Source organism: Pontibacter sp. HSC-36F09 (assembly GCF_024171605.1).
Taxonomy (GTDB): domain Bacteria; phylum Bacteroidota; class Bacteroidia; order Cytophagales; family Hymenobacteraceae; genus Pontibacter.
Genome location: NZ_JALKAA010000003.1, coordinates 511524 through 524595, shown reverse-complemented (window position 1 = coordinate 524595; position 13072 = coordinate 511524). Strand labels below are relative to the sequence as shown.

Annotated in this window: 14 protein-coding genes; 9 read left to right on the top strand and 5 right to left on the bottom strand. The window is 50.8% G+C overall.

The window, feature by feature from the left end:
- The first annotated feature begins 55 nt into the window (after positions 1–55).
- The 9 genes from L1278_RS12140 (at position 56) to L1278_RS12100 (ending at position 6818) form a co-directional block, all read left to right on the top strand.
- On the top strand, positions 56–589 hold the full coding sequence (locus L1278_RS12140) for a heme-binding protein (RefSeq protein ID WP_253404598.1): 534 nt from the start codon (positions 56–58) through the stop codon (positions 587–589).
- Positions 590–603: 14 nt separating this feature from the next.
- Positions 604–1011: a hydroxyisourate hydrolase gene (uraH, locus tag L1278_RS12135; protein ID WP_253404595.1), complete on the top strand. Its 408-nt coding sequence runs from the start codon at positions 604–606 to the stop codon at positions 1009–1011.
- Between the two features lie 232 nt (positions 1012–1243).
- Positions 1244–1684 (top strand): hypothetical protein, encoded by a 441-nt coding sequence (locus tag L1278_RS12130; protein WP_253404593.1) that lies wholly within the window; start codon positions 1244–1246, stop codon positions 1682–1684.
- A gap of 255 nt (positions 1685–1939) precedes the next feature.
- Positions 1940–2380 (top strand): Rrf2 family transcriptional regulator, encoded by a 441-nt coding sequence (locus L1278_RS12125; protein WP_253404591.1) that lies wholly within the window; start codon positions 1940–1942, stop codon positions 2378–2380.
- 83 nt (positions 2381–2463) lie between these two features.
- A complete protein-coding gene (locus tag L1278_RS12120; protein WP_253404584.1) occupies positions 2464–2754 on the top strand; it encodes a DUF2061 domain-containing protein in 291 nt (96 codons plus the stop codon).
- Positions 2720–3442 (top strand): phosphoadenylyl-sulfate reductase, encoded by a 723-nt coding sequence (locus tag L1278_RS12115; protein WP_253404582.1) that lies wholly within the window; start codon positions 2720–2722, stop codon positions 3440–3442. The genes L1278_RS12120 and L1278_RS12115 overlap by 35 nt, the downstream gene beginning before the upstream one ends.
- A 1-nt stretch (position 3443) precedes the next feature.
- A complete protein-coding gene (cysD, locus tag L1278_RS12110) occupies positions 3444–4349 on the top strand; it encodes a sulfate adenylyltransferase subunit CysD (RefSeq protein ID WP_253404580.1) in 906 nt (301 codons plus the stop codon).
- A gap of 3 nt (positions 4350–4352) precedes the next feature.
- A complete protein-coding gene (locus tag L1278_RS12105; RefSeq protein WP_253404572.1) occupies positions 4353–5600 on the top strand; it encodes a sulfate adenylyltransferase subunit 1 in 1248 nt (415 codons plus the stop codon).
- Positions 5601–5798: 198 nt separating this feature from the next.
- A complete protein-coding gene (locus L1278_RS12100; protein WP_253404571.1) occupies positions 5799–6818 on the top strand; it encodes an AAA family ATPase in 1020 nt (339 codons plus the stop codon).
- On the opposite strand, the gene L1278_RS12095 is transcribed toward L1278_RS12100, so the two are convergent.
- From L1278_RS12095 to L1278_RS12075, 5 genes are read right to left on the bottom strand one after another with little or no spacing between them, the layout of a single operon-like run.
- Positions 6794–8146, bottom strand: a complete 1353-nt coding sequence (locus L1278_RS12095; RefSeq protein WP_253404569.1) for an AMP-binding protein — start codon at positions 8144–8146, stop codon at positions 6794–6796. The genes L1278_RS12100 and L1278_RS12095 overlap by 25 nt on opposite strands.
- Positions 8133–8708, bottom strand: a complete 576-nt coding sequence (locus L1278_RS12090; RefSeq protein WP_253404567.1) for a hypothetical protein — start codon at positions 8706–8708, stop codon at positions 8133–8135. Before L1278_RS12090 ends, L1278_RS12095 begins: the two co-directional genes overlap by 14 nt.
- Complete coding sequence (locus L1278_RS12085) at positions 8701–10476, bottom strand: hypothetical protein (RefSeq protein WP_253404566.1); 1776 nt, start codon at positions 10474–10476, stop codon at positions 8701–8703. The genes L1278_RS12090 and L1278_RS12085 overlap by 8 nt, the downstream gene beginning before the upstream one ends.
- Positions 10464–11426 (bottom strand): hypothetical protein, encoded by a 963-nt coding sequence (locus tag L1278_RS12080; RefSeq protein ID WP_253404564.1) that lies wholly within the window; start codon positions 11424–11426, stop codon positions 10464–10466. Before L1278_RS12080 ends, L1278_RS12085 begins: the two co-directional genes overlap by 13 nt.
- Complete coding sequence (locus L1278_RS12075) at positions 11414–13006, bottom strand: AAA family ATPase (RefSeq protein ID WP_253404562.1); 1593 nt, start codon at positions 13004–13006, stop codon at positions 11414–11416. Before L1278_RS12075 ends, L1278_RS12080 begins: the two co-directional genes overlap by 13 nt.
- Between the last annotated feature and the right edge of the window lie 66 nt (positions 13007–13072).

The following is a 13072-nucleotide window of genomic DNA, read 5'->3' as shown; positions in this document are numbered from 1 at the left end:
ACTTAGGGCAATGCTTTTGACAGGAAGTGCTGGTAATTTTGTAAAAAATTTAGTTATGATCTATAAACTGCAGTTGCTTTTGTTTCTGTTCATCCCGATGGTGTCGCTGGCACAGACCAGTGCAAAACAAAAGTTATCGGATAAACAGGCACAGGCAACGTATACAAGCGAAACGCACCAACTCACGCTGGAGTCTGCTATTGAGCTGACCAACCGGGCCCGGGTTGCTGCCAAATCGTTGAACAAAGACGTGAGCATTGCTATCGTGGATGCCTCAGGCCAGGTAATTATACTGACGCGGGGCAACGGGGTGGGAACGCACAATACCGAAGCCGCCCGCAGAAAAGCCTATACCTCGCTTTCCACCAAAACACCTACCCTGCAACTGGCCCGCAATTCAAAAGCGAATGCAGATACCGAAAACCTGGCCAACCTACCGGAGCTGTTACTATTGGGCGGTGGTTTCCCCATTTGGTACAAAGGACAGGTTATTGGAGGCATCGGTGTAGCCGGAGGCGGTGGTCCAGAAAATGATCACAACATTGCAAAAGCTGCGGCCATAGAAGACGCAGCCATACTTATACATTAATATATAGTTACACTATGAGAAAATTACTTTTATCGCTCCTGTTTGTCTTCGCAACAAGCGTTGCCTTTGCACGGACCAATACTTACCAGTTATCCAGTCACATTATAGATATTTCTACCGGTACACCTGCCAAAGGAGTTCCTGTGAGGTTAGAGAAGCTCGATGAGAAGACCCAGGCATGGAAGCAGATTGATGAGAAGATCACCGATGAAAATGGTCGCATCAAGGAGTTTCTATCCAATAAAAAGGATAACAAAGGCGTTTACAGACTTCGTTTTTTAGTGGCTGATTATTTCAAAAACCAGAAAACTGAAAGTTTCTACCCTTTCATTGAGGTCGTTTTCCAAATCAAAGACAACGATCACTACCACGTTCCGATCACGCTGTCTCCTTACGGTTACGCCACTTACAGAGGGAATTAATTAATACCATTTCCAGAGGAGCGTCCCTAACACCAGATGATTCTCTAGTCTGGCCATACCCTGGCTGAATCCACTACAACTTTTAGCCTGACCTGTTGTACCCACTCCCTTCTCGGAGTGGGGCATGGGACTGCTTTTGCCCAACTGTTCAATTTAAAGATTAAAGCAAGAACATCGGCATCGAATACCCTGATTAAAATTCATTTTTTCTACAATTCAAAAAAACATACCTATGCTTACAAGAAATCTCACGCTTTCAATGATCTTTTTGATGTGCCTGATAACCATCTCATGCAAGGACAAAGATGAATCCGGACAGAATCCTATAGACAACAGGCTGCTGGGTAAATGGAGCGTGATGTCGAAAACAGACACAGAGAAAATCGGTGACAATGAGGTAGAACGGGAGCAGGAATTGTACTCTAAAGGTGAAAAGACCTACGAGTTCACTGACAATAATAAAGTCATCATCATCGATGGCCATGGAAGGGGGCAAACCACGCTGCCCACCTGGATGACCGATGGAAAGCTCTTCATTGGCCAGGACCACCCGAATAAAGAACCTTATACGGTCACCTTTTCCGGAAACAGAGCCACACTTGTAAAAGTGGAACAGGAGAAGAAAGACGGCCAGACAATGATAGAAACCGAAGAAGTGATTCTGGAACGATAGGCAAATGCACACCGCACGGCTGACCTTATCATCCTATGCCAGTCAATGCCACTCCTGATAAAACGGGAGTGGTATTTTTGTTTTCTCTCAATAACAACAGGTATAGGTCTAATAGGCTTCTTCGGAAGGCAGTAAAGCTAAGTCGTTCACTTTATCGGCTACTAAAACAGTACCTTGTTGAAATACTTCTTAGTTTTGTAACGCAACCTGGTCCATATCTTCGGATCGCTCTAATTACTTTAAATAGTACGGTACATGTTATCGAAGAAAACAAAGTATGCTTTTCATGCCCTCACCTACCTGGCCGAGAACCAGGAGAAGGGCGCTGTGCTGATACAGGAAATCGCATCCAGTAAGAACATCTCGCACAAATTCCTTGAGAACATTCTGCTCGAATTGAAAAAGGCAGGTATACTGGGCAGCAAAAAAGGCAAAGGCGGCGGTTATTACCTCATCAAAAAGCCGGAAGAAATTACACTAGCCAAAATCATCCGATTGCTCAACGGCCCCATTGCATGGCTACCCTGCGTGAGCCTGAATTATTATGAGAAATGCGCCGACTGCGTGGATGAAGCTACCTGCAACATGCACCTGATTATGTGCCAGGTTCGGGACCAAACGTTGGCCGTTGTTGAGAATAAAACCCTCTCCGATCTTATATCAAAAACTACTGATAAACAGTATCTTAAATATTAAGCATAGATAATTTTAGTTTTTTTTAATCGCATACCCTACTTAGTTTGTAGGTTTTATGTAGTTTTAGTGCTCAAAGCAGCGCTATGCTATTAGACCAATATCTTCGAAAAGCTTTTAACAGGAAGCAAGGTCCTAAGAAGGACAGCAAATTCAAGAGCGTCGCCAAGGCATTCTCCTGGCGCATCCTGGGAACCCTGGACACCATTGTTATCTCTTACTTCATCACCGGCGAGCTGAAAATGGCTTTTTCGATCGGTTCGATTGAGGTCTTCAGCAAAATCCTGCTCTACTACGTGCACGAACGAATCTGGGAAAGATTCACCGCAAAAAACCACGCCCATGAACTTGAAAGATCAGATTCCGTCCCTGCTTGAGGAGTTGGCGGACTTGCCGCTCTCCGAAGCGCTTGCCCGAATGGCAAGCCGTTTCCCCGGTAGCATCGCTTTCTCGACAGCGCTGGGCCAGGAAGACCAGGTCATTACACATGCCATCTTTTTCAACAAGCTTCCGATCCGGATCTTCTCGCTCGACACCGGACGGCTGTTTCAGGAAACCTACACCCTCTGGAGCGAAACGGAGCAAAAATATAACAGCAAAATAGAGCCCTTCTTTCCGCAGGCCAGCGATGTAGAAGCGTACATCAGCCGCGATGGCATCAACGGTTTTTACGACTCCGTTGAAAGCCGGAAGGCCTGCTGCCATGTCCGCAAGGTACTTCCACTAACGAGAGCGCTGCAAGGAGTGGCTGTCTGGGTGACCGGGCTGCGTTCCGGCCAAAGTGCAAACCGTAGCAGCTTCAACCTGCTGGAATGGGACGAGGCTTTCCAGGTCATCAAATTCAATCCGATCATTAACTGGTCTTACGACGAGATGATCGCCTACCTGCAGGAGCACGATGTTCCTTACAATAAGCTGCACAACCAGGGATTCATCAGCATCGGCTGTGCCCCCTGCACACGGGCCATCCAGCCGGGCGAAGAACCACGGGCCGGCAGGTGGTGGTGGGAACAAACCCAGAAAGAGTGCGGACTTCATGCAAATTATTTCAACCAAAAAAATTAATATGGCTACTCACAACACGGCATTCCCCAGAGAACTGGAAGACGAGGCCATTTACATTCTGCGGGAGGTGGCCGCGCAGTTTGAGAAACCGGTCCTTCTGTTCTCCGGCGGAAAAGACTCCATCACACTGGTAAGGCTGGCACAAAAGGCCTTCTATCCTGCCAGAATTCCCTTTCCCCTGCTGCACGTTGACACGGGGCACAATTTCGAAGAGACCATTCGCTTCCGGGATGAACTGGTAGAAGAACTCGGCCTGGAGCTGATCGTGCGCTATGTACAGGACAGCATCGACCAGCAGAAGGTGGTGGAAGAGACCGGAAAATATGCCAGCCGCAACGTGCTGCAAACCGTCACGTTGCTGGATGCCATCGAGGAGTTCGGCTTTGACGCCTGTATTGGGGGCGCCCGCCGCGACGAAGAAAAAGCCCGCGCCAAAGAGCGCATCTTCTCCGTCAGAAACGACTTTGGACAGTGGGACGCCAAGAAGCAGCGACCGGAGCTCTTCGATATGCTGAACGGCAGAATCAGTATGGGCGAGAATGTACGCGTCTTCCCGATCAGCAACTGGACCGAACTGGATGTGTGGAATTACATCAGAGAAGAACAGCTGGCTATACCTAGCATTTACTACTCGCACGAGCGCGAGACTTTTGAGCGCGACGGTCAGATTCTCCCCTACTCTAACTTTATGCTAGTTTCGGATGACGAGCCGGTGAGCACCCGCATGGTCCGCTTCCGAACCGTGGGCGATATGACCTGTACGGCTGCCGTTGAGTCAACGGCTGTTGCGATCGAAGACATCATTGCAGAAATACTGAGTGCCACGGTATCAGAAAGAGGTGCCCGCATAGACGATAAGCGCTCCGAAGCAGCCATGGAAAAAAGAAAGCAAGCAGGATATTTTTAAGGTATGGACGTTCTAAAAATAGCAACCGCAGGAAGTGTGGACGATGGGAAAAGCACCCTGATCGGTCGGCTCCTGTTCGAAACCAATTCGATCACCACCGACAAGCTGGAAGCCATTATGGCGAGCAGCAAAAAGAAAGGCCTCGACTATATAGACCTGTCGCTCCTCACCGACGGCCTGATCGCGGAGCGCGAGCAGGGCATCACGATCGATGTGGCGCACATCTACTTCTCCACCCCAATGCGAAAGTTCATCATCGCCGACACACCGGGGCACTTTGAGTATACCCGCAACATGGTGACGGGCGCTTCCAATGCCAATGTTTCCATGATTCTGGTGGATGCCCGCAACGGGGTGGTGGAGCAAACGTTCCGACACTTTTACATCTCCTGCCTGCTGCGCATACCGAATGTGGTAGTGTGCGTGAACAAGATGGACCTGGTGGACTACGACCAAAAAAGTTTCGAGGAAACAAAGGCCGCTTTCATGGCCTTTGCTGAAAAAGTGCGCTTCCCGGGACAGGAAATCAGCTTTATACCTGTGTCATCGCTGTACGGCGAAAACCTGGTGCGTCAGTCAGAGCTCATGCCCTGGTACCAGGAGGCGCCACTGCTAAGTCTGCTGGAGGCTATACCTTTGGAGCAGCACCTGTCAGAGGAGCCAAGCCGTTTCCCTGTACAGTATGTGGTGCGACCTAAGTCTGAGGAGTTTCATGACTACAGAGCCTATGCGGGTAAGGTAGCCAGTGGGCTGCTGCGCAAAGGCGAGCGGGTAGTCGTGCTGCCAAGCGGACAGGAAACCACCATCGCCCGCATTGAAAAATTTGGTCGTGAAATTGAAGCGGCGCAAGCCAAAGAGTCTGTCAGTGTACTGTTGCAGGACGACGTAGACATAAGCCGGGGCGACATGATCGTGCCTCTAAGCCAGTTGCCGAGGCAAAGCCGACAGCTGGAGGCCACCATCTGCTGGATGGATAAAAAGCCGCTCCGGGCCGGGAGTACGTACCTGTTGCAGCATGGGGTAAACGTAGCCAAGGCGAAGGTGAGCACGCTTTCCAACCTGATAGATGTGGTGACGCTGGACAACAATACACAAGTCAGCGAGCTGAAGCTGAACGAAATTGCCGACGTGCAGTTGAAGACGGCGAAGGAGTTTTTCTATGATGCCTTCGCAGATAACAGAGCCAATGGTTCCTTCATCCTTATCGACGAGCAGACTAATTCGACGGTTGGAGTTGGGTTGATCAGGTAATGTTGCGGGTGAGGATGGCATCTATTATCTGTTCCCCATGCACTAAATAGTTTCCCAACTTGAGTAGATATTTAATAGCCCTTCCCCTCCGGAAGGGCTATTTTTTTTCGTAACGTTTTAACCTGGCCACTCAACTTAAGCCTACCATGCCATGTCTTCCGCTGCTTTTGTATATTGCATACTTTAGTCAGCATTCCCATGTTAAAAGCTTTTGTGTTTGGTAAGTTCCTGCCCTTCCATAAAGGACATCAGGCGATGATCAAGTTCGCCTTAACGCAGTGTGATGTTCTCACTGTGCTGGTATGCTGCAGTGACCTGGAAGCTATACCTGCGAAACGGAGACAGGGCTGGCTTGAGGATACATTTCGAGGGGAGAGCCGACTGGAAATCCGGGTATTTAATTACCTGGAAAGTGAATACCCAAATTCATCAGAGTCTTCCAAAGCGATCTCTGCCATCTGGTCCCGGAAGTTCAGTGAGCTTGTGCCAGACTGCTCTTTAGTCATCACCTCGGAGATTTACGGCAACTATGTGGCTGAATTTATGGGCATCCAACACATCGCTTTTGATGAAGAGCGGCATCAGGTACCTATCTCCGCCTCAGCTATCCGAAACAATCCGGTGGCAAATTGGGAGTATTTGCCGAAAGCAGTTAAACCGTATTTTCAGCAAAAGATCATCTTACTCGGTACAGAATCGACAGGCAAGACTACCCTCACACAACTTTTAGCTGAACATTATGGCGCTCCCTTTGTGCTGGAGGCTGGCCGTGACCTGATCGAGGACTCCAACGAGTTTGCGTTCGATGACCTCTACGCCGTGGCGCACGAACACGCCCACCGCATTATCACTTGCGATGTCTCCGATTCACCCCTACTGTTCATAGATACCGACGTGCACATTACCCAATCCTACGCCAGCTTTATGTTTGGCAAACAACTGGACCTACCTGCCGACATCTATACCTGCAACCAGGGGCAGCTGTACCTATATCTGCAAAATGACATGCCCCATGTTCAGGACGGCACCAGGCTCAGCGAAGCCGACCGCAATTTGCTGGATACATCGCACCGGGCTACCTTGCAGCGTTACGGTATTGCCTATCATGAAATCAGCGGCAACTGGCAACAAAGACTGGCGCAAGCCATCGCCCTGATCGATCAAAAGTTCTTCGCGAATTATCCTTCCATAACCTACAGCTCAAAAGCGCTGGTATAGTTCACGACCTTCATTTCTTTCATGGCAGCTACGGGGTGTATGGCAATATCTGCCGCTATACCTGTTTTAAATACCTTCTGTAAGGCAGTTTGCACTGCCAATGCTATCGCTTCGTCGCTCCAACCGGTAAAGGTGAGTCGGAAGTTTTTGTCCTGATGGAGGGTGAAACCAGCAAGCGGTAGCTCCATCATCGCCCGTGAGATCTCAATGTTATTGACCAACTCTCCGCCAAGGGTATAGAAAGGAACAGGCAGCCTGGCCTCCAGACCGACCAGGTAAGGTATACCCTGCTCCATTTCGATGCTGCAAAAGTCGCCTGTCCTATACCTGATCAATGGCAGAAAAGGGTTGTTGCCACCTGTGATGACCAATTCACCTCTTTCGCCGTAAGGCAGCGCCACATCTTTGTCTTTGTCAAACACCTCCAGGTATAGCTCCGGCCTTATTGCTCTATACCTGTCACCTTCGGCGCAGGCCACCATCCGGCATTCGGTCATCGAGTAAATATCCAGTACAGGGCATCGGAAGTAATCTTCGAGCTTTTCTCTCACGCCAGCAGTCAGTTTCATGGCAGAAGAAACCAGCACTTTTGGACGGAGAGCGGGCTCCAACTTCATCAGGTCCAGAAAAGCAAAAGGATCGCCGGTGAGTACTTGCGGATCGTACTTTTCAAGGTATAGCAACCGATCGTTCGGATCTTTCCAGCCAGCCGGGTTCAGGTTGAGCTTCAGCACACCGGCCCCGTTCAGGTAAGTCGAGAGGGAAGCGTAAGTGAGTGTTTCCTGTTGGGAGCAGATCAGGGCGATGGCCACCTTGTCTGGCGCCGCGTCGAGGAGGATGCCGTGCTGCTGCAAAATGGACTGCAGTTGCGGAATCCAGCAGGCCTGCGACACCGGGTCAAATAGCACGTCCATGGCAGGACCCGTGGTGCCGGAGGTCTGGTACACGAGCAACTCTTCCAGCGGCGCTTCCCGAGAGACAAACTCCCAGGGCGCGGCTAGTAGATCTTTCCTGCCGATGGTGGGTTGCGCTGCAAAGGAGTCAGGCCTTGCTTCATAAAAGGGAATGGTGTTTCGGCACCAGCTCAGGTATTGCTCCAACCAGTCTGGTGTTCCGCCTGCCTGCCAGAAAGTGCTGGCATTGGTGATGATATGGGCATAGGCTTTTACCTTTTCCAGGTGGGTCGCTTCCAGCCTATCGCCACTCTGGAAATTATACCGGGGCGCGAATTCATCCTGCCGCAGTTGCTGTAGAAACGACAGATCTGACAACAGCGGGAAGCGCTCTGCGTCATTCAACCCGATAGCTGGTTTCTTATTCTCTGCCATACACATTTGATGCCTCCCGGGCTTTTTGTTCTGCCATTTTGCGCCTGATCTCCCGTATTCTGTCGTACGAGGCCTGTGAGCCGCGCAGCACCGCCTGACGCTTCAAGGTATCCAATGCCTCCAGCCTGTCGGCCGCCTCCAGCGCGGTCTCACCCGCAGGTATAACCCCGCACTTTCTCAGAGCCAGTCGGATAAATTCTTCGGCCCGGTCCTCGTCCTCTACCCACTCCCGTGCCTGCACAAAAGGGCTCAATGCCTGCAGATCATCATTCAGAAAAAAGTCTATACCTGTGACCCATGATGGCTTGCCAGCAAAGAAAGGATGGTGAAAAAGCCAGCACCCCACCTGCATGGAGATGAGTTGATTTTCATCGTACTGCCAGAGGTTGACAAGCGTAGGAAGCGCTGCATCCTGCACGCTGAAGTCGCCATGCACTTTTCGGTACATGTCCTTGAGCAATACTTCGGTATGCGGTACAACACCCCGGTTGAGCGGCGGACAATGAAAAAAGTATTCCGGACAGCTCTTCAGGTGGTAAAACAAGGTATAGATGTCAATCATCCGTTCTCACACTGTAATGGTTCTGAGAAAATTCAGCCGCGAACTCAAGCAGTTGCTGCTCATTGGTCACATAATAGACGTGCCAGCCCATCTTCTTCAGGCGCAGCACTTCTTCCCGATGCCAATTTGGCTGAGAATGCAGCACCAGCGTACCGACACCACCGGCATGAACGAGCGCCTTTTCCATAGTCACCCAATTGCTGATGTTAGTGGTTTCATTAACAGCCCCCAGCATCCGGAAAATGTCGTCATCCGTCACGATCACCACATGCGACTTATCTTTTGCCGGCTTGCCAAAGGGTGTTTCGAGGCGGGGCACGCCATAGGCATAACCTGTACCCAGGTAGGAGGTCAGCACCGTTAGCACTTCGACATCAGAAGTTCGGAAGCCGTCTGTTTCCATGAAACTGCCCGGTTCTCCGGACAGGCAGCCCATTACTTTCGCCCCGGCCCTAAGAGCGGACAAACCAATGACAGTAGCCGCCAGAACGGGCCATGAAAAACGTTGCCGTGGATTTCCCATCGAACCGGAACAATCAATGCCGATGTAAACGTCCAACGGCTTTTTGGTTTCCGCATCGTCAATGTCAGACCCGTAAATTCTCTTCACAGTGTTATATCCCGGGAATATCTCAGGCGAACCAACAGCCGTTTCGATCCAGTCAATCTCATCCATCGGATCACTGATGTCCCAGCTTTCGGTGCCTTCAGGCAAACTGAGAGACACAGGGTTTGCGGCCTCCAAAGGAAAAGACACCAGGTGCGGCAAGGCGATTTCCCGGTAATAGTTATTGAGCAACTCCTGTTCATCTGCTTTGGGGTTGATCTGCTTGAAGAGGTCGATGTAGCGGCCGGGATTCAGGTAGCGCTGCCGCGGTCCTTCCCCTCCTGCTTCTACCTTTCCAAAAGCATCGCCGCCCGCATCCTTGTTCCCCGCACGATTGGCTGCTTCCACGCGTGGATCAATGATACCAGCCAATCCTTCTTCATCAATCTCCACCAGACCAGCGATCATCCCACCACCCTCTCCGGCGTATTCAGCGTCCAGGTAGATAGTGAAGATCTTCCTGGCTTTCTCATATTCCTTGTCTTTAATTAGGTAGGGATAGAGCAGGGCGGCAAACCTGCCGGCACCTTCCAGCCAGTTTTTAGCGTAACTTCTGATCAAAGAAGCAGCCAGCGAGGCGTCTGCATCGATCATAGGATCCTGTTTCTTTGGCTTTGCACCCAATGCGCCCCGATCCAGCTTCCAGAGGTACTCAAATGTACGCATGTAAAAATGCCATACCTTAGAGGTAGAAGTACCTTGCTGGTTGATCTTCTGATAAACCGCTGCCATCTGCAAATTCTTTTTGCGCTGCAGGGTGTCATTGATCAGCAGGTCCGCATACAGGTTGGCCACGAAGGGAGCCCGGTCTTCAATATCTGCCAGGCACCACCTGATCCGGGAAAGTAACACGGCATTTTCGTGCAGATTAGCCGGGGTATAAATGTGATGACCGATCTCATGTGCCAGAATCTCGACAGGGTAATCGGACACGCCTTCCTGCAGCACTTTCTCCAGATCGATCACAATGCGGTGGTCGTTCAGCCTGATCATAGCAAAGCTTCCGGTTAGCCCTTCATTTTTGGCTTGCCCTGAAGCAGCACACCAGACTGGCTCACGCAATTTCACAAAAGGACTCCAGACTTGTTTGGCCTGTTGCCAGCTATCCTTCCAGTGTTTTAGCACCGTCTCCATGGCTTGTTCTGTTGCTATCGCGTCCATCCGTACACAAATAAGTGGTGAGAACTCGCCCGCGTGAGCACTAAAGTAGAGGGCAGCAGCACAGCTGAAATCACATCATCAAAAGGAATGGCCTGCTTTCCGAATTGGGTTTTAAAAACTTCCAGTCCCTGCAGATTGGAGCGCTTCAGTATAGCCTTGGGCTGTACCGGAACATCTGCCAGCAACACACTACCAAAGGCATCGGCAAAGAAGGCGTAGGGTTGCTGTCCGTCGGTTGCCAGAAGGTGTCTGCCAAGCTGCGCCACCTTAGGCGGGGCCATAAAAACACCCCCATACCCGACATAGCCACCAGGCGCTTCTATAAATTGGGGAGCCGCCAGGCCCGGCCATTCCTGCTCAAAAGCATGGTCACTTTTCAAGTCAGCATACTGATGCAACAGCGCTTCCTTCAGCACGTCCCTCAAATTATCGAACTCCTGCTGCGCCTTTTCCCGCAGATGTGCCATACCTGCCCGCCACGCATGGATTCTTCCCAAAGCCAGAAACTCTTCCAACGAGAGGACATAGCTGAGGGTACTCTTCAAGGCTGTAACCCACTGCAACACCCTCTCCGGCTGATGCGCTCTGATAGAGTCCAGCGCCGCATTGATAGCCGATAGCAACCGGCCAGGGTATAGCGCAACCAGAGACGGCACTTGCGCGCATAAGCTCCAGGCAGCCTGGTATTCTCCTTCGTACACGATGCCTGACTTGTTGCCAAGCAGCTGCAAGGTATAGGTATAGCAGGCCCTGAAAGTCTGTGGCATATGATCCGGGTATAGCGCATCCACGGCACGCACGATAGGCTCCACCGTCTGTACCATCCACCGGCTCAGCACGGTTCTGTCGATGGAACCGTACTTCATTTCATACTCGCGATACACTTGGTTATAAAGCTCTGTATTGTCCTGCAAATGCTGGATCAGCGGCGTATAGCTTATTTTTTCCATTGCAGCCAGCGTCTGTAGTTGGTATACCTTTGGTGAAAATACTTCAGCTTCAAGATGTCGTCATGTCGATAGCCGTACAGTTTTTTCTCCTGCGACCATTTGTGCAGTTGCTTTTCAATTTCAAGCAAGCGCCTGTCCACTTCTTTCTTCGACACATTCTCGAGACCCTGCCGGAACTGCGCATCAAAATACTCCACCGGGTCCTCAGTGTCCATGTCCTGGCTCATGTACTCCTCACAGGACAGGTCGAAGAGTTTTCGCAACCACACGATCCGGTCTACGCGGTAGCTTTCGTTACCGGCCTGGTCAAAATAGGGCGATTCCAGGTGCGGCACCAGCGAATCGTGGAGCACAAAGGGCAGAATTTGCCGGATATCTTCCAGTTCTACCTGCTTGTTGCCCCTGAAATAAGCCAGTGCTTTGGCATAGATAAGCAGGGTCATGATCTTGCGCACCGACACCCCATTTTTAGTCTGTGAGCCGAGATCCTTCACTTGATCCTTTCCGGTCTCTTTTCTGAAGAGCGTTCTGAAATCCAGGCCTGAAAGTTTGGCGGTATCCTTGGTCATGTACTCCAGTTTGTCCGAAGACGACTCAAAGAACTCGAACTGGCGACAGAAGAACTCCAGTCTTTTGCGCAGCGGTGGGGCAATCGTTATACCTCTGATCTGCTCATGGATCCTGTCCATCTCCTCTTCCGTGAAGATGATCTCTTCCGGGATCATGGACTCCGGTTTATAATTAAGCTCAATTCGCTTCTGCAGGTCCTCGATGAAACGGGTGTTGAAGTGAAAGGCCCGGATCACAATATCGATCCTGTCTTTCAGGGCCTCGATCACCTGATAGGTGCCGCCGCCCGCATCATCATTTGCGGTGAGGTACCAGGCTGCCTGCGGACATTCGAAAATCTGGTCGAATATCTCGGCGTAGTTATCGGACAGCACCGTGAGCAGGGCGGACTGCGTACGGGTTGGAATGCGGTTGTATTCGTCAATGATTTTCACCCGCATGCCCAACCATTTGCGCCAGGCAATCCGGATATCAGAGGTTTTCTCGGCCTTCACCATATCAGCAGGGAGTGGATGGCCCAGTAGGTCGGAAATCGTCATCTGCGGTTGCCCATGCTGGATGGCGCGTAGCACGTCTGTCTTGGAGTAACCGGCCAGCAAGCCCATCAAAATGGAAGTAGCTGTTTTACCGCGACCCGGTCCGCCCACGATCAGGCATTTACCCCGCACGGCCAGTGTTAGCAGCGGTATCAGCACGAAACTGGAGTAGCTCTGCCCCTGTGGCAGGGTTACTTCCACCTTGCTGTCGCCGAATACAAAGCGCTTCGACTCGCCATCCTCATACTCGATGTCATAAAAGGGGCTGATGATGGCCGAGTTTGTGATCCAGAAATAAGCCTGGCGCAGTTTCTCGTCCAACCCGAGTTGGAGCTGCCCATTATCGGCACCGTCCTCATTGGCATACAGATCTTTTATATCGAATGCGGCAAACTCAGAAACATCCTGTGGATTGGTGGGTGCGGATGGCACTTTCTGGAAGAAGCCAAGGGCTTTGTTGACTATTGTATTCATTAGCTGGCTGATAGATTAGTAGATAGCACGTTGCTTCAAAAAGCAGAAATCCTATAACTTGAAGGC